The following is a 15815-nucleotide window of genomic DNA, read 5'->3' on the forward strand; positions in this document are numbered from 1 at the left end:
CCCGGCGCCGGTCGCTCACCGGCTCCCGCCGCCGCTGAGCCGGGGCGAGTTCGGATCCGTGTCGCTTCCGCTCGGCGACGGGGAGTCGACCGCGTCCGCGCAGCGGAACTCGAACCGCGCGCCGCCCTCGCGGCTCTCGGTCACCGAGACGGTCCAGTCGTGCGCCGCCGCGATCCGCTCGACGATGGCCAGCCCGAAGCCGGTGCCGTCGGGAGCGGTCGTGTGGCCCGGCTCGAAGACGGCGTCCCGCTGGTCGGGATCGATCCCGGGGCCGTCGTCCGCGACGTAGAACCCCTCGTCCGTCCGCCCGACGCGGACCCGGACCGCGGCGGCGTCGGGGTCGCTCGGGTCGGCGCCCGCCGCCGAACCCGGTGCGAACGTGCCCGGCGCGACCCGACCGGCCGAGCCCGCTTCGTCGTCCGCGGAGGCGGGGTCGCCCGCGCCGGCCTCGTCGGGGGCGCCGTGTTCGATCGCGTTCCGGAAGAGGTTCTCGAGGCACTGCCGGAGCCGCTCCGAGTCGCACGTCACGGTCGGGAGCGGTCCGTCCACGACGAGCGCGGCGTCGGCCGGCTCGCCGACGGTCCGCCACGCGCGGTCCACGACCGACCGCAGGTCGGTCGGCTCGGCGCTCCGGGCCGTCTTCCCCTCCTTGGCCAGCGTCAGGAGGTCCGAGATGAGGTCGTCCATGCGGTCGAGCGCGTTGAGGGCGCGGTCCAGCCGCTCGCTCGACGCGTCCCCGTCGAGCTCGGCGGCCAGTTCGACGTTCCCGAACGCGACCGAGAGCGGGTTCCGGAGGTCGTGCGAGACGACGCTCGCGAACTCGTCGAGCCGCTCTCGCTGGCGTTCCAGCCGCTTCCGGCGCTCGACGCGCTCGTCCGCGGGGAACAGGTATCCGACCAGGTCGCCGCCGTCGGCCGCCCGCCCGCGCTCGTGGACCCACTGCGGCTCCCCGTCGGAGGCGACGCGGTACACCACGTCGACCGGGGCGGCGTCGAGCGCCTCGCGGAGTCGCTCGCGGTCCTCGTCGACCACGCAGTCGAGCCAGCCGCCCTCCGGGCGCTCCGGGACCTCGATCCGGGGCTCCCCGGACGCCTCGATCACGAACCGCGACGGGTCCCCCGCAGGCCGGCGGTAGGCGATCCCGGGGCGTCGTTCCATCGGTGGGGACACGTGTCAACGAGACTACTCGGCCAGTATAAACCTTACTCGCCTATCACTTGTCATACGCTGAGATCAAGTCTGAAAAGTGCGAAAATAACGAGAAACGCCCCCGCGACGCCGAGAGACCTTTGTCGCGGCCCCCGATGGATCGTCGTATGCGCGCAGCGATCCTGCGAGAGTACGGCGAGCCGCTCGCGGTCCGCGACCTCCCCGAGCCCGACCCGGATCCGGACGGCGCCGTCGTCCGCGTCGACGCCTGCGGCGTCTGTCGCAGCGACTGGCACGCCTGGGCCGGCCACGGCGAGTGGGCGGACGACCGCGTCCCGCGCGGCCAGGTCCTCGGCCACGAGCCGGCCGGCGAGGTGGTCGCCGTCGGCGGCGAGGTCGACCGGTTCGACCCGGGCGACCGCGTGGTCGTCCCCTTCTCGCTCGGCGACGGCACCTGCCCGCACTGCCGCCGCGGGGCCGGCAACGTCTGCGAGGACGGCCGGGCGCTGGGGTTCGAGGCCGCGGCGCCGGGCGCGTTCGCGGAGCGCGTGGCCGTCCCGGCGGCCGACTACAACCTCGTCGAGCGCCCCGAGTGGCTCGACGCGACCGCGGCCGCGGCGCTCGGCTGCCGCTACATGACCGCGTACCACGCCCTCGCCGAGCGGACGACCGTCGGCGGGGGCGACGCCGTCGCGGTCCACGGCTGCGGGGGCGTCGGGCTCTCCGCGGTCCAGATCGCCGCCGCGCTGGGCGCCCGCGTGATCGCGGTCGACCTCGACCCCGACGCCCTCGCGCTCGCGGCCGAGTTCGGCGCGGCCGAGACCCTGACCCCGGAGTCGCTCCCGGGGGACGGGTCCGTCCCCGAGCGGGTCCGCGCCCTCACCGACGGCGGCGCCGACGTCTCGCTCGACGCCTTGGGGATCGCGGAGACCTGCCGCAACTCGGTCCGGTCGCTGCGTCCGCGCGGCACGCACGTCCAAGTCGGGCTCACCACGGACGCGGAACGCGGCGAGGTGTCGCTGCCGACCGACTGGATGACGCGCTGGGAGATATCCTTCCTCGGCTCGCGCGGGATGCCGCCGACGAGCTACCCGGACCTGTTCGCGCTGATCGAGGCGACCGGGATCGACCCCGGCGCGCTGGTCGCCCGCGAGCTGTCGCTGTCGGAGGTCTCGGACCGGCTCGCCGCCATGGACGAGTACGACGTGCGGGGCGTCGAGGTCGTCACCGACTTCGAGGGGTGAGCGTCACCGCTCTCGGTCCGCCCCGAGCCCGGGGATCGCGACGCGCTCGTCGACGCGCTCCATGACCTTCGACGCCGTCAACACGAGCGCGAGGTACATCGCGCCGAGCACGAGGAAGACGGTGGTGTACCGGAAGGTGTCGCTCGCGACCTGATTGGCCAGGTAGTACAGCTCCGGGACCGTGATGAAGCCCGCCAGCGACGAGTACTTGATCAGGTAGACGAACTCGTTCGTCCACGAGGGGATCGCGTAGCGGAGCGCCTGCGGGAGGACCACGTGGTATATCGACTCCAGCTTCGAGAGGCCGATCGCCCGCCCCGCGGTGATCTGCCCGTCGTCGACGCTCTCGACCGCGCCGCGGATGTACTCGGCCTGGTAGGCCGCCCCGTTGAGCGTGAACCCGAGGATCGCCACCCAGACAACCTCGCGCGGGAAGACGCCGGACAGCACCGCGGGCACCGACGCCGCCAGGTTCAGCCCGTAGTAGAGCACGAACAGCTGCGCGAGCAGCGGCGTGCCGCGCAGCAGCTCGGTGTAGCCTAAGGAGAGCCACGCGGAGAACCGACCGTACACCCGCGCGACCGCCAGCGGCACGGCGATGAAGAAGCCGCAGACGAGGCTCACGCCGGTGATGACCACGGTGAGCCACGTCCCCTGCGCGAGGATCGGCGAGAGTTCGACCACGAACGCGGCGTCGGCCGCCAGCCCGGCGAGCCCCGGCACGCCGGCGAGCGCGCCCTCGACGGCGTCCGGCGAGACGAGCGGCTCGCCGACCGGGGCAATCACGCCGCCGAGCCATCGGTTCCCCCAGCTGACGACCAGCCAGCCCCAGAACAGCGCGCCGGCGGCGACCAGCAGTATCCGGCCGGCGGACCCCTCCGCGTCGGCCACGCGCTCGCCGACCGTCCGCGGTCGCGTCGCCCCCGCCATCACTCGTGGCTCGCGATGCGGTCGAGGAAGCGGGCGGTCCGGTCCTTCTCGGGGCGTTCGAACAGCTGCTCGGGCGGCCCGCGCTCGACGACCCGGCCGTCGTCCAGGAAGACGACCTCGTCGGCGACGGCCCGCGCGAAGCTCATCTCGTGGGTGACGACGAGCATCGTCATCCCGTCGTCGACCAGCCCGCGCATCACCTCCAGCACCTCGCCGATGAGCTCCGGGTCGAGCGCGCTCGTCGGCTCGTCGAACAGCATGAGCTTCGGCTCCATCGCCAGCGCGCGGGCGATCCCGACGCGCTGCTGTTGGCCGCCCGACAGCTCCGCGGGGTACGAGTCGAGCTGGTCGGCGAGCCCGACGCGCTCCAGCTGGTCCGCCGCGCGGTCCCGAGCCGCGTCCTCGGAGAGCCCGAGAACGCGCCGGGGGCCGAGCGCGACGTTGCCGACCGCGGTGAGGTGCGCGAACAGGTTGAAGCTCTGGAACACCATTCCCACCTCGCGCCGGAGCTCGTCCACGTCGGTGTCGGGCGAGAGCACCTCCTCGCCGTCGAGCGTGATCGAGCCCTCCTGGGCCTCCGCGAGCCGGTTGACGCAGCGGAGCATCGTCGACTTCCCGGAGCCGGACGGGCCGATCAGGACGGTCACGTCGCCGCGGTCCATCTCGAAGGAGACCTCGTCGAGCACCTGCTCGTCGCCGTACCACTTCGAGACCTCGCTCACGCGGAGGAAGTCGTCGTCAGTCACGCCGACTCCCCCTCCGGGATCGCGTAGCGGGTGCCGAGGTAATCGAGCGCGCGGTTCGTCGTGAACGTGAGGACGAAGTAGATGGCACTGATGAACAGGATGACTTCGAGGACCGCGGTCGTCTGCTCCGTGAACAGGTCGTAGCCGCGGGTCAGGAGCTCCGCGAGGCCGATCGCGAAGACGATGCTCGTGTCCTTCAACACGATGGTGAACTCGTTCTGGAACCCCGGGATCGACCGGCGGAGCGCCTGCGGAACGACGACGTACCGGATCGCCTCGAACCGGGAGAGCCCGACGGCCCGGCCCGCCTCCAACTGGCCGTCGTCGACGCTCGACAGGGACGCGCGGAATATCTGCGACTGGTACGCCGCGCTGCGCAGCCCGAGCCCCAAGATCCCGGCCGAGATCGCCGGCGAGATCGATCCGACCCCGAGGTTCACCTGCGGGACGCCGAGGACGAAGTACATGACGAGGAGGATGACCACGATGGGGGTCCCGCGGAGGACGACGCCGGCCGTCTCCACGAGCCGCTTCGAGAGCCCGTCCCCGTACACCTCCACCGCGCCGGCCGGGAAGCCGACGAGGAAGCCGAGCAGGATCGACGCGACCGTGAGCCCGACGGTCAACAGGAGCCCGCCGCCGAGGTAGTCGGCGTTCCGGACGACGAACCACCAGTCCGCGGGGTCGCCGACGAGCCACCAGTCGACCGACTCGGCGGCCGACATGAGGGCGCCGCCCGCCGTCGGGTCCGGGGCCCCGAGGCTGGCGAGGCTGGCGGCCGCGGCGAGCGCGAGCGACCCCGAGACCGACATCCTACTCCTGCCCGAACCAGGTGTTGGTGATCTCCTGGTACGTGCCGTCGTCGCGGACGGTCTGGAGGCCGTCGTTGAGCGCGGACTGGAGCTCCGACTCGTTCTGCCGGATGCCGAAGCCGAACTGCTCGCCGGTCTCCTCGACGAACGCGATCGTCACGTCGCGGTTCGCGGCGAACGTCTCGGCGACGGGGTTGTCGACGACGACCGCGTCGATGTTGCCGTTCGCGAGGTCCTCGACGGCGAGGACGTAGCTGCCGTACGTCGAGAAGCTGTCCGACGAGATGATCCCCTCGTCGACGAGGTTCGTCTCGACCTGGTTCGCGCCGGTGGTGCCGGACTGCGCGCCGACCCGGGTACCCTCGAAGTCGCTCCACCCGGACGGCTGGAAGTCGCCGCCCTCGCGCACGAGGATCGCCTGGTCGGACTCCCAGTAGGGGTCCGAGAAGGCGATCGTCTGCCGGCGCTCCTCGTTGATCGTCATCGCGGCGGCGATGACGTCGATCTCCTCGTTCTGGGTGAGCGCCGGGATGAGCCCCTCGAACTCGAAGGTCGCCCACTCGCCGATCTCGTAGTCGGTCTCGGCGACGACCGCTTCGAGCAGGTCGATGTCGTACCCGACCAGCTCGCCGTCCTGCCGCATCTCGAAGGGCGGGAACCCGGGGGCGGTCCCGGGGGTGATCGTCGTGGCGCTCCCGCCGTCGCCGAGGCAGCCGGCGACGCCGGTCAGTCCGACGGCGGCCGATCCGCCGGTCAGCTTCAGGTACGTCCGACGGCTCACGTCGGTGTGGGTGCGGCGTGTCATACCTGTGCGAGTACGGGGAGCGATTTCAACCTTTCCTCCCTCGGGCGGCCCAGACGCGCATCTGCCGGTCCGACGCCGCCCGTTCGGGTCGTCCGAGGGCGTCCGACGCCGGGGCGCCGTTCAGTCGCCGCCGATCGGCGCGGCGCCGTCGCGCGTCTCGTCGGCCCCGCGGAGGGTCCACGCCGCGCCCGCGGCGAGCGCGATCGCGACGCCGAGCGCGACGAGGTTGACCTGCTGCCAGACGGCGGTGTACAGGACCAGGTCGCGGCCGAGCAGCAGCGTGCCGACGAGCGCGCCCATCGAGCCGACGGCGAGCGCGCGGATGGTCCCGGCGGTGCCGGCGTCGAGCCCGTCGTACCCGCCGCGGACGGCCTCCGTGGCGTACGCGACCGTCGCGACGAGCCCGAGGTGGCCGGCGAGGCCCGTGATGTAGAACGCCGCCTGCGCGGGCGGCGCGTAGGTGAGGAACGGCACCGCGCGCGAGAAGACCGCGCTGGCGACGACGCCGGCGACCGCGATCCCGGCCGCCGCCCGGAGGAGCCGCGCGGTCCCGCGCCCGCCGCCCCAGATGGTCGCCAGTCCGAGCAGCGTGAAGATGGTCAGCGCGACGACCAGGTGCGCGGCGTGCGTCGACACCGTGTACCCGCCGGGGACGAGCCCGCTGAGGGTGACCGTGATCGCGCCGACGGTGATCTGGAGGGGTAAGATTGCGACCGCGAGCGTCGCAGCCAGCCTGGTCCGCCGGTCGAACCCGCCCCCGAGCCACGTCCATCCGGCGACCCCGATGATGAGGAAGCCGGTCACCATCGCCCACGCGCGGTGGAACCACTCGATGAAGTCGGGGTTAATCGTCAGCGCCGGGATGAGCTGGTCGGAGCACAGCGGCCACTGGGCCTGACACGCGAGCCCGGAACCGGTCGCCGCGGTGTAGACGCCGAGCGAGAAGAGGACGAGCGTCATCCCCGTCGTCGCCGCCGCGTATCGCCTGAACGTTAGCCACGCGGGCCGAAGACTCATTGGCGGATTTCGGGCGTGCGCGCACTTAGACCGTTCGGCCGCTCCTCGTCGCCGGGAAGCGCTCGCCGCGGGCCGCCGGCTTCCGAACCCTTTTGACTGACCAGTCAGTCAGTATTGGTGTACACCGAATGGCAGACACGGACCGCCGGAGCCCCGATCCCCCGCACAGTCCCCTCCCCGAACGCGACGGCTCGACTCCCCCGGAGGCGATCGCCTGATGGGCCTCCGCGACGCCGTCGGCTCGCTGTTCAAGGGCGCCGACGAGCTCGACCTCACCTCCGGCGACATCGGGTGGCCGCTGTTCTTCCTCTCCCTCCCGATCGTCGTCCAGAACCTCTTTCAGGTGCTGTACAACCTGGCCGACACCTTCTGGCTCGGGCGCTACAGCACCGAGGCGCTGTCCGCGATCACGTTCGCGTTCCCGATCGTCTTCCTGATGATCTCGCTGGCGCTCGGCGTCTCCGTCGCCGGGAGCGTCCTCGTCGCCCAACACACCGGCGCCGGCAACGAGGAGCGCGCCGCCTACGCCGCCTCGCAGACGATGGCGTACGCCGCCGTCATCTCCGTCGTCTTCGGCGTGCTGGGCTACGTCCTCGTCGACGACATCACGGCGCTCCTCGGCGTGAACGAGACCGTCGCGCCGCTCGTCGTCGAGTACATGCGCGTGTACGCCGTGGGCCTCTTCGCCGTCTTCGGCTTCGCGGTGTTCATGTCGCTGATGCGCGGCTACGGCGACACCGTGACGCCGATGTACGTCATGGCCGGCTCGGTCGTCCTCAACATCCTCCTGGACCCGATCTTCATCTTCGGGTTCGACGCGAATCCGCTCTTCGGCGCGCTCGGCCTCGGCGGCGTCGAGGCCGCCGCCCTCGACGCGACCGGGTTCACCGGGTGGGGGATCGGCGGCGCCGCGATCGCGACGGTCGGGTCCCGGGCGCTCGCGCTCCTCGTCGGACTCCGGATCATGTTCCGCGGGGACCGCGGGGTCCAGATCCGGCTCTCGGAGATGCTCCCCGACCCGGAGTTCGGGAAGACGATCCTCGGCATCGGGCTGCCGGCCTCCGCGGAGGGCGCCGCCCGCTCGGTCTCGATCACCGCGCTCCTCCTCGTCGTCGCCAACTTCCCCAACGCGGTCAGCGGGGCGTACGGCATCGGGACGCGGATCTTCTCGGTCATCTTCCTGCCGGCGCTCGCCGTCTCGCAGGGGATCGAGACGATGACGGGCCAGAACATCGGCGCCGGGGAACTGGACCGCGCCGCCGAGACGAACCACTTCGGCGCCCGCGCCATGCTCGGGCTGCTCACGGTCGGCGGCGGGGTCATCGTCCTCGCCGCGCGGCCGATCGCGGGCGTCTTCTCCCCGGACCCGGCGGTCGTCGACCACGCGACGACGTTCCTCCGCGTGAGCGGCCTCTCGTTCGGGTTCATCGGCGCCATGCGCGCGTACACGGGCGGCTTCCGCGGCGCCGGTCACACGATGATCGCGGCCGTCATCTCGCTGATCACGCTCGGCTTCGTCCGGCTCCCGGTCGCGTGGGTCGCGGCCGGCTCGCTCGGGGCGATGGGCCTCTGGATCGCGTTCCCGGTCTCGAACGTCGTCGGCGGCGTCGTCGCGTACCTCTGGTTCAAACGCGACACGTGGCGCGACGGGAACCTCACGGAGGACGACGCGGCCGTCAACGAGATCGGCTCCGACGTGGCGTCGCCGGACGACGACTGACGCCCGAATCGTTCAGGGCGTCGGCGGGCGGGCGCCGTGTCGGCGGATTGGCCTCGTTTCTGTCGCTATCCGGACAGCTCCCGCTTCGCCTTCCGGGCCCGCTCGGACATCTCGCCGTTGCCGTCAACGTCCGCGAGCGTCTCGATCGCCTCCAGCTTGCGGACGGAGTCGTCGAGGAAGGAGAGCACGTCGCCGGTGTACGCGTACACCATGTAGTCGTCGGTCATCACGTCGACGATGGCCTGCGGCCCGAGCCCCTCGGCGCGCAGTTCGAGGACGTAGCGCATGAACTTCTCCTCGGGACAGCCGCAGTAGGGGTTCGAATCGCAGTCGCAGTCGAGGAAGTCCTCCGCGAAGTCGAGCACGCGGTCGCGGGTCGTCTCGTCGAGCTTCGAGAGCCCGTCGCCGGTGAACAGCAGGTCGAGGGTGGCGCCGGCGAACGCCCCCTTCGGGATGTTCGCCTCCAGTTGCGAGGCGAGCTGCCGGTGGTTTTTCACGTAGATCTTGTCGGTAAAGGCCACGGTTATCGACCGATACGCCGGCGCGCCCCAAAAGCGACGCGGTGAGCGGGGACCGACGGCGGCCCGCTCGGCCGTTCCGCTCGGGGCGCCACTCGATGCCACGCCCGTCCGGGAGTCGTAACCGTTATTTACCGAAGCGGGGTACGTTTCGACGCGTGTCCGGGTTAGGGTAGTGGACTATCCTTCAGCCTTGTGGAGGCTGAGACGCGGGTTCAATTCTCGCACCCGGACCTTCTCGCGGCGAGCAACACCCCGAGTCGTAGGGCCGTCGAGAGGTTGTTACCGCATCCCTTCGAGGATCTGTAGGAAGCGGAACCCGGTCTCGCCGTAATCCTTCGACGACGCGGCCGCGGCGTCGCGGAGCGCCTCGATCCGCTCCGTGTAGTCGTCGTTTATCACCAGCCGGACGGACGGCTCGTGTCGGGCCTCGGCGCGTTCGACGACCGCGGCGAGCCCCTCGGTCTGGTGTCCCTCACTGACGTACGGCGACCACAGCTGTAGCTCGGCGAGCGAGAGGTCGTCAAACACGACGTCGAGGTAGTCGACGACGCGCTCGAACTTCTCGGAGATCCGCTCTAAGCTGTACTGATAGCTGGCGTTACCGTACGCGGTCCACTCGTCCGTCGAGGGCGTTCCGGAGTACAGTTGCCCGTCGAGGTGCGTGACGACCTCGCAGGCGAGGATCCGCTGTCCCTCCGGCGTCGATTTGACTCCCAACACGTCGAGCTCCGTCTGATCGCCTCGTTCCGCGGAGCGCTGGTTGTACGTGACGAGGTCGCACTCCTCGACGACGCGGAGGTACGCCCCGACCAGCTGCTCGCCCGGCTGCGGCTGCGTCATCGACGATCACCCCTGCGGGCGGGGCACCGAACGCGGCTACTGGGTGCGCTCACAGGTCGATCCGCTCCCCGTCCTCGGGAACCAGCACGTCCTCGGTCTCCGCCCGGAGTTCCTCTCGCGAGAGCAGGCAGTGGTTGATCGCCTCCATGTGGACCACGGCGACCGCGGCGTCGGTCGCCTCGCGCACGGCCCGCACGTCGTCGACGCCCATCGTGATCGGCTCGCCCTCGTTGAACCGCGCCGCGCCCCCGTTGAGGACGACCGCGTCGGGATCGAACCGGGCGAGCGTCTCGGCGACGGGCTCGTACCAGACCGTGTCGCCGGCGAGGTACAGCGTCTCCGCGCCCTCGAAGACGAACCCGGAGACGGGTCCCATCGCCTCGGCCAGTTCCCCGTGTCCGTGGCGACCGTGCGTCCGGTGGAGCGTGACGCCGTCGAACGACGCCGTCTCCTCGACCGGCCGCACGTCGGTGAACCCGTCCTCGACTAACGCGTCCGCTTCGGCCGGCTGACAGAACAGCGGCACGTCCGGGTCGAGCGCTTCGACCGCCGCCTCGTCGAAGTGGTCCGGGTGGCGGTGGGTGACCACCACCGCGTCGTGCGACAGGTCGACGTCCGGCATCGGCACGAGCGGGTTGTTCCGGTCGTTCGGCGTGTCGTCGATCGGCGGCAGCGCGCCCTCCTCGGCGAACAGGGGATCGACGAGGAATGTCGTCTCGTCCACGGTCGCGAGGACCGTGGCGTTGCGGGCGAGAGTGACGTCGAGGGCGGCGTCGGTCGACATACCGCTCCTTCGGCGAGCGCGGTGTTGTGGCTTGCGGCGGGACCCCCGCCGACCCCGGCGGCCGCGAGTTATTTGTCGGCCGCGGGTCAACCCGTGCGTCATGAACGGACGTGAGTCGACGTGAGCTCGCGCGGTCTGCGCTCAACGAGCGACGGGACCGGCGACGACCTCTCGGTGCGCGTCGAACCGCGATGAGCGGATCGTCCGAGGGATCGTCGAGCGCGAGCGGCGACGCGGACGCCGCCGACGCGGGCAGCGCCGACGCGGGCGGCACGGACACCGCCGACACGATGCGCGAGCGCGCCGGCGAGAACCGGGTGAAGCTCTGGCTGCTGTTGCGCGCGGACCGGCTCGTCGTCGCGGCGGTGCTGACGCTCGCCGTCTTCGTCGCGTTCGTCGCCGCCGCGGTCGCGATATCGCCGTCGCTCGCGACGAAGGTCGGGTCGAGCGACCCCGTCGAGACGCTGTTCGCGTCGATGATCACGGCGATCGTCACGGGGGCGACGCTCGTCGTCACGATCGGACAGCTCGTGCTCACTCAGGAGAACGGCCCGCTCGGCGACCAGCGGGACCGCATGGACGACACGCTCGCCGTCCGGGACGACATCGCGGACCTGACCGGCGGGCCGACGCCCACCGACCCGGCCGCGTTCCTCGACGCGATCCTCGGCGCCGCGGCGGAGCACGCTCGGGACCTCCGCGACTCGGTGGAGGGACAGGGTGACGACGGCGACGGATCGAGCCGAGACGCGCTCCGAGCGGAGGTCGACGACCTCGCGACGGGGCTCACCGGGAACGCCGACGCCGTGCGCGGCCAGCTGGACGGCGCCGAGTTCGGCTCCTTCGACGTCGTCTTCGCCGCGCTGAACTTCGACTACGGGCCGAAGATCGGACAGATAGAGCGCATCGCCACCGAGCACGACGACGCCCTCACCGACGACGAGCGGGGGCTCCTCGACGAGCTGAAAGCGACCGTGTCGCTGTTCGGGCCCGCCCGCGAGCACGTCAAGACGCTGTACTTCCAGTGGGCGCTGATCGACCTCTCGCGGCTCATCCTCTACGCCGCGGTGCCGGCGCTGGTCGTCGCGGGACTCATGGTCACGGTCGTCGACGCCGGCACGTTCCCGGGGAGCACGCTCGGTGTCGCCCACGTGACGCTCGCCGTCGGCGGCGCGTTCGCGGTCGCGCTCCTCCCGTTCTCGCTTTTCGTCTCCTACCTGCTCCGCGTGCTCACGCTCGCGAAGCGCACGCTCGCCATCGGGCCGCTGGTGTTGCGCGACTCCGAGTAGCGGGTGCGGTCGCTCTCGGAGAGACGCTGCGCTCGGGGGCGGAAGATGTCGCCCGCGACACTAACGACCGGTCTCATCTCCGGCGGCGTGCCGCGTCGACCGGGAAACCCTCGTGGCGGGCGGTCGCCTGCGCGGCGACGGGCGGGTCGCGTGTGCGACCGATGTCACGCGCCTGGGTTCTCCGCGCTGTCATCGCTCCCATCGGGGAGTACTCGGGCGGGGACTGATGGCGCGCGGCTGCCGGTACCCGCCGACCGAAGTTAAAACGTCCGTCCGCGGCGCCCGGCGTCGAACTCGGACGTAGCGTGAGAGTGTCACGCATTCCTATTTGTCACGTGTTAGCCGTCGGAGCGGATCCGGAGACCCGGGACGGATCGCGCCGCTTGGTGACGGTCCGTCGGGCGCGGGGCGCCATCGCCGACGCATCGTCGTCGGATCGGCCGTTCCGCCGATCCGCCGCCCGCGACCGGCGGAATCGACCCGTATCCGAACGCACTTACGTCCCTGTCACGGACCCACGCGCAATGTCAGTCCGAGTCGGTATCCTCGGCGCGACGGGCGCCGTGGGCCAGCGATTCATCCAGCTGCTCGACGACCACCCGACCTTCGACCTCGCCGCGGTCACGGCGAGCTCGGAGAGCGCGGGCGAGACGTACCGCGAGGCGGCCAAGTGGCGCGTCGACACGCCGATCCCGGCGGACGTGGCCGAGATGGAGGTCGCGGAGACGACCCCGGAGGGGATCGCCGACGCCGACGTGGACCTCCTCTTCTCCTCGCTCCCCTCGGGCGTCGCCGCGGAGGTCGAGCCCGCGTTCCTGGAGGCCGGCTACGTCGTCTCCTCGAACTCCTCGAACGACCGCATGGCCGCGGACGTGCCGCTCACCATCCCCGAGATCAACCCCGACCACCTCGACCTGATCGAGGTCCAGCGCGACGAGCGCGGCTGGGACGGCGCGCTAGTGAAGAACCCCAACTGCTCGACGATCACGATGGTGCCGACGCTCGCGGCGATCGACGAGTTCGGCCTCGAAAGCGTCCGCGTCTCCACGCTCCAGGCCGTCTCCGGCGCCGGCTACTCCGGCGTCACCTCGATGGAGATCATCGACAACGCCATCCCGCACATCGGCGGCGAGGAGAACAAGATGGAGACGGAGTCGCGCAAGCTCCTCGGCGAGTTCGACGGCGCCGAGGTAGCGCTCCACGACGCCGACGTGGCCGCCTCGTGTAACCGGATCCCGACGCTCGACGGCCACCTGGAGAACGTCTTCGCCGAGTTCGCCGAGGACCCCTCCCCGGCGGACCTCCGCGAGGCGATGCGCTCGTTCGAGGGCGTCGGCGACCTCCCCAGCTCGCCGGACCAGCTCATCAAGGTGTTCGGCGAGGACGAGCCTGAGCGCCCGCAGCCCCGCCTCGACCGCACGTACGCCGACGGGATGGGGATCGTCGCCGGCGGCGTCCAGTCGACCGACGCCGGCGCGAAGTACAACTGCCTCGCGCACAACACGATCCGCGGCGCGGCGGGCGCCTCGCTGCTCAACGGCGAGCTGCTCGTCGAGGAAGGGTACGTCTGAGCGCACCCGTCCGTCACCGATTTGTCGCTCCGGCGAGAGGCTCCCGCCCGTCATGTCGGAGCCGACCCGCACCCTCCGTCGAGGCGTCGCCCTCCTCCTGATCCCGCTCTCCGGAGCGGCCTCCCTTCCCGGATTCGTCGAGTCCGCGCTACTGGGCGTCTCGGACGTCGTCGGCGTCGCGCTGTTCGTCGCGGCCGTCGCCTACCTCGTCGGCAGCCTCGGGAGGCAGGTCGCCGCCGCGGCGGACACGCCGTTCTGAACGGCGCGCGCGACGGTTCCCGGCCGGCTTACTTCCCTTCGAACTCCGGCTCGCCGTCGCCCATGAACGCCGTGATGCCCTCCATGAGGTCGTCGGTGTTCATCACGTGGCCGAAGCCCATCGCCTCGACTTCGAGGCCGGCCTCGTTGTCGGTGCGACCGGCGTGGATCGCGCGCTTCGTGTACTTCTGGGCGATCGGCGGGCCGCCGGCCAGCTGCTCGGCCAGCTCCCGCGCGCGCTCGCCGAGCTCGTCGTCCGGGACGACCTCGTTGACGAAGTCGTACTCGGCCATCGTCTCGGCGTCGTAGCGGTCGGCGGTGAGGATGATCTCCTTCGCGCGGCCCTCGCCGACGATCCGGGCGAGCCGCTGCGTGCCGCCCCAGCCCGGCAGCAGGCCGAGGTCGAGCTCAGGCTGGCCCAGCTCGGAGCGCTCGGAGGCGATCCGCATGTCCGCGGCGGTCGCGAGCTCCATCCCACCGCCGAGGCAGTAGCCGTCGATGGCGGCGATCACGGGCTTGTCCGACGACTCCAGCTTGCCGAACGTCTGCTGGCCCTGTCGGGAGAGCTCGACCGCGTGGATCGGGTCCGCGCCGCCGGCGGCCATGCTCTGGACGTCGGCGCCCGCGGAGAAGGCGCGGTCGCCCGCGCCCGAGAGCAGGATCGCCCGGACCTCGTCGTCGTCGTCCAGCCGCTCGACCGCGTCGGCGAGCTCGTTGAGGACCTCGCCGCTGATCGTGTTCATCCGGTGCGGGCGGTCGATCTCGACGTGCCCGACCCGGCTCTCGGCGTCGACCTCGACGTTCAGCACCTCGTAGTCTGGGCCGTCGGCGGCGTCGCCGCCGCCGTCGCCGCGGAACCCGCCCTCCTCGGCCGCCTCGCGCAGGTAGTCGGTCGCCTCGTAGCGCGCCTCGCCGGTCTCCGCCGCGAGCGCGTCGAGCGTCTCGACGAGGGCGTCGAGGCCCTCCTCGTCCGCGAGCTTGGCCGGGCCGTCGGGGAAGCCGGCGCCGAGCTTCACCGCCTCGTCGATGTCGTCGGCGTCGGCCACGTCGTCGCCGATCAGGCCGGCCGTCTCGTTGGCCATCACCGCGAGCAGGCGGCGACGGACGTCCGCGTCGACCGCGTCGGTCGGGATCTGGGCGCCGTCGCCGTCCTCGTAGTCGTAGAACCCCTTGCCGGTCTTCTTGCCGAGGTCCTCCGCCTCGACCTTCTCGCCGAGCAGCGGGCACGGGCGGTAGGCGTCGCCGAGGACCTCGTGCATGTACTCGAGCACGTGGTAGCCCACGTCGATGCCGACCTGGTCGGCCAGCTCGAACGAGCCCATCGGCAGGCCCATGTCGAACTTCGTCGTGGAGTCGACGGCCTCCATCGTCGCGTCGCCGGACTCGACGATCCACGCCGCCTCGTTCATCAGCGGGACGAGGATGCGGTTGACGATGAAGCCCGGGCTGTCCTTCCGGACCCGGACGGGGGTCTTCCCCATCGACTCCGCGAGCCCCTCGATCAGTTCGAGGGTGTCGTCGCTCGTGTGCTTCCCGGAGATGACCTCGACGAGGTCCATCCGCACCGGCGGGTTGAAGAAGTGCATGCCGCAGAACCGCTCGGGCCGGTCGGTGACCTCCGACAGCTCGGTGATAGAGAGGCTGGAGGTGTTGGTGACGAAGACGGCCTCGTCGGGGGCGTGCTCGACCACGTCGTCGTACACGTCCTTCTTGATCGCCATCTTCTCGGGGACGACCTCGACGACCACGTCGGCGCCGTCGAGCGCGTCCCCGAGGTCGACGAAGGCGTCGACGCGGTCGAGCGCCGCGTCGGCCTCGTCGTCGCCGATCCGGTCCTTCTCGGCGAGCTTGCCGAGCGACCACTCGATCTGGTCGTACCCCTTCTGGACCAGGTCGTCGTTGATGTCGCGGAGCGACACGTCGTAGCCGGCGAGGGCGGCCACTTCCGCGATGCCGTGTCCCATGTTCCCGGCGCCGAGCACTGCCACGCGCTGGACGTCTTCGAGTTGCATACCCGAACGGTCGGAACCGTCATGGTTGAACGTTTCCATCTTCCAAACGCCAAACTCGAAGTAAGTTTATTCGGGCGGGCCGCCCCCGCCGCACCGGTCTGAACCGAATCGTACTCC

At 71.1% G+C, this 15815-nt stretch carries 15 protein-coding genes and 1 tRNA gene; 6 read left to right on the plus strand and 10 right to left on the minus strand.

What is annotated here, in order from left to right:
• Positions 1 to 15: 15 nt before the first annotated feature.
• Positions 16 to 1170: a HAMP domain-containing sensor histidine kinase gene (locus EXE44_RS02965; RefSeq protein ID WP_137715895.1), complete on the minus strand. Its 1155-nt coding sequence runs from the start codon at positions 1168 to 1170 to the stop codon at positions 16 to 18.
• A 146-nt stretch (positions 1171 to 1316) separates the two neighbouring features.
• On the opposite strand from EXE44_RS02965, the gene EXE44_RS02970 reads away from it, so the two are divergent.
• Positions 1317 to 2393, plus strand: coding sequence for a zinc-dependent alcohol dehydrogenase family protein (locus tag EXE44_RS02970; protein WP_137715896.1), 1077 nt, complete (start codon positions 1317 to 1319; stop codon positions 2391 to 2393).
• Between the two features lie 3 nt (positions 2394 to 2396).
• Here the strand turns inward: EXE44_RS02970 and EXE44_RS02975 are convergent, their stop codons facing one another.
• The 5 genes from EXE44_RS02975 to EXE44_RS02995 form a co-directional block, all read right to left on the minus strand.
• On the minus strand, positions 2397 to 3323 hold the full coding sequence (locus EXE44_RS02975; RefSeq protein ID WP_137715897.1) for an amino acid ABC transporter permease: 927 nt from the start codon (positions 3321 to 3323) through the stop codon (positions 2397 to 2399).
• The gene (locus tag EXE44_RS02980) at positions 3323 to 4069 is read right to left on the minus strand and encodes an amino acid ABC transporter ATP-binding protein (RefSeq protein WP_121562481.1); all 747 of its coding nucleotides are present in this window, start codon (positions 4067 to 4069) and stop codon (positions 3323 to 3325) included. The genes EXE44_RS02975 and EXE44_RS02980 overlap by 1 nt, the downstream gene beginning before the upstream one ends.
• Entirely contained in the window at positions 4066 to 4881 is an 816-nt protein-coding gene (locus tag EXE44_RS02985; RefSeq protein WP_137715898.1) for an amino acid ABC transporter permease, read from the minus strand. Before EXE44_RS02985 ends, EXE44_RS02980 begins: the two co-directional genes overlap by 4 nt.
• Position 4882: 1 nt before the next feature.
• Complete coding sequence (locus tag EXE44_RS02990) at positions 4883 to 5686, minus strand: basic amino acid ABC transporter substrate-binding protein (protein WP_137715899.1); 804 nt, start codon at positions 5684 to 5686, stop codon at positions 4883 to 4885.
• A 120-nt stretch (positions 5687 to 5806) separates the two neighbouring features.
• The gene (locus tag EXE44_RS02995) at positions 5807 to 6703 is read right to left on the minus strand and encodes a COX15/CtaA family protein (protein ID WP_137715900.1); all 897 of its coding nucleotides are present in this window, start codon (positions 6701 to 6703) and stop codon (positions 5807 to 5809) included.
• 217 nt (positions 6704 to 6920) lie between these two features.
• Here EXE44_RS02995 and EXE44_RS03000 point away from each other — a divergent pair, with 217 nt between their 5' ends.
• Entirely contained in the window at positions 6921 to 8423 is a 1503-nt protein-coding gene (locus EXE44_RS03000) for an MATE family efflux transporter (protein WP_137715901.1), read from the plus strand.
• Between the two features lie 65 nt (positions 8424 to 8488).
• On the opposite strand, the gene EXE44_RS03005 is transcribed toward EXE44_RS03000, so the two are convergent.
• Positions 8489 to 8944 carry a DUF5814 domain-containing protein gene (locus EXE44_RS03005; protein WP_053772773.1) on the minus strand — a complete coding sequence of 152 codons (456 nt, stop codon included), beginning with the start codon at positions 8942 to 8944 and terminating at the stop codon, positions 8489 to 8491.
• A gap of 158 nt (positions 8945 to 9102) precedes the next feature.
• Here EXE44_RS03005 and EXE44_RS03010 point away from each other — a divergent pair.
• Positions 9103 to 9175 (plus strand) — tRNA-His (locus EXE44_RS03010).
• Between the two features lie 48 nt (positions 9176 to 9223).
• Here the strand turns inward: EXE44_RS03010 and EXE44_RS03015 are convergent.
• A complete protein-coding gene (locus EXE44_RS03015; RefSeq protein WP_137715902.1) occupies positions 9224 to 9784 on the minus strand; it encodes a hypothetical protein in 561 nt (186 codons plus the stop codon).
• 49 nt (positions 9785 to 9833) lie between these two features.
• Positions 9834 to 10568 carry an MBL fold metallo-hydrolase gene (locus EXE44_RS03020; RefSeq protein ID WP_137715903.1) on the minus strand — a complete coding sequence of 245 codons (735 nt, stop codon included), beginning with the start codon at positions 10566 to 10568 and terminating at the stop codon, positions 9834 to 9836.
• A 191-nt stretch (positions 10569 to 10759) separates the two neighbouring features.
• On the opposite strand from EXE44_RS03020, the gene EXE44_RS03025 reads away from it, so the two are divergent.
• The 3 genes from EXE44_RS03025 to EXE44_RS03035 all read left to right on the plus strand — a co-directional run bounded on the left by EXE44_RS03025 (position 10760) and on the right by EXE44_RS03035 (position 13687).
• Positions 10760 to 11857, plus strand: a complete 1098-nt coding sequence (locus tag EXE44_RS03025; protein ID WP_137715904.1) for a hypothetical protein — start codon at positions 10760 to 10762, stop codon at positions 11855 to 11857.
• A gap of 524 nt (positions 11858 to 12381) precedes the next feature.
• A complete protein-coding gene (asd, locus tag EXE44_RS03030) occupies positions 12382 to 13428 on the plus strand; it encodes an aspartate-semialdehyde dehydrogenase (RefSeq protein WP_137715905.1) in 1047 nt (348 codons plus the stop codon).
• 52 nt (positions 13429 to 13480) lie between these two features.
• Positions 13481 to 13687, plus strand: coding sequence for a hypothetical protein (locus tag EXE44_RS03035; RefSeq protein ID WP_137715906.1), 207 nt, complete (start codon positions 13481 to 13483; stop codon positions 13685 to 13687).
• Between the two features lie 28 nt (positions 13688 to 13715).
• Here the strand turns inward: EXE44_RS03035 and EXE44_RS03040 are convergent, their stop codons facing one another.
• On the minus strand, positions 13716 to 15698 hold the full coding sequence (locus EXE44_RS03040) for a 3-hydroxyacyl-CoA dehydrogenase/enoyl-CoA hydratase family protein (protein ID WP_137715907.1): 1983 nt from the start codon (positions 15696 to 15698) through the stop codon (positions 13716 to 13718).
• Positions 15699 to 15815: the final 117 nt, after the last annotated feature.

Source organism: Halorubrum sp. SS7 (assembly GCF_005435055.1).
Lineage (GTDB): Archaea > Halobacteriota > Halobacteria > Halobacteriales > Haloferacaceae > Halorubrum > Halorubrum salinarum.

What these genes read in the sequence shown, in the direction of transcription:
- EXE44_RS02970 (WP_137715896.1), top strand. Translation starts at nt 1,317, where the DNA reads ATGCGCGCAGCGATCCTGCGAGAGTACGGCGAGCCGCTCGCGGTCCGC.
- EXE44_RS02975 (WP_137715897.1), bottom strand. Translation starts at nt 3,323, where the DNA reads ATGGCGGGGGCGACGCGACCGCGGACGGTCGGCGAGCGCGTGGCCGAC.
- EXE44_RS02985 (WP_137715898.1), bottom strand. Translation starts at nt 4,881, where the DNA reads ATGTCGGTCTCGGGGTCGCTCGCGCTCGCCGCGGCCGCCAGCCTCGCC.
- EXE44_RS02990 (WP_137715899.1), bottom strand. Translation starts at nt 5,686, where the DNA reads ATGACACGCCGCACCCACACCGACGTGAGCCGTCGGACGTACCTGAAG.
- EXE44_RS02995 (WP_137715900.1), bottom strand. Translation starts at nt 6,703, where the DNA reads ATGAGTCTTCGGCCCGCGTGGCTAACGTTCAGGCGATACGCGGCGGCG.
- EXE44_RS03000 (WP_137715901.1), top strand. Translation starts at nt 6,921, where the DNA reads ATGGGCCTCCGCGACGCCGTCGGCTCGCTGTTCAAGGGCGCCGACGAG.
- EXE44_RS03015 (WP_137715902.1), bottom strand. Translation starts at nt 9,784, where the DNA reads ATGACGCAGCCGCAGCCGGGCGAGCAGCTGGTCGGGGCGTACCTCCGC.
- EXE44_RS03020 (WP_137715903.1), bottom strand. Translation starts at nt 10,568, where the DNA reads ATGTCGACCGACGCCGCCCTCGACGTCACTCTCGCCCGCAACGCCACG.
- EXE44_RS03025 (WP_137715904.1), top strand. Translation starts at nt 10,760, where the DNA reads ATGAGCGGATCGTCCGAGGGATCGTCGAGCGCGAGCGGCGACGCGGAC.
- asd (WP_137715905.1), top strand. Translation starts at nt 12,382, where the DNA reads ATGTCAGTCCGAGTCGGTATCCTCGGCGCGACGGGCGCCGTGGGCCAG.
- EXE44_RS03035 (WP_137715906.1), top strand. Translation starts at nt 13,481, where the DNA reads ATGTCGGAGCCGACCCGCACCCTCCGTCGAGGCGTCGCCCTCCTCCTG.
- EXE44_RS03040 (WP_137715907.1), bottom strand. Translation starts at nt 15,698, where the DNA reads ATGCAACTCGAAGACGTCCAGCGCGTGGCAGTGCTCGGCGCCGGGAAC.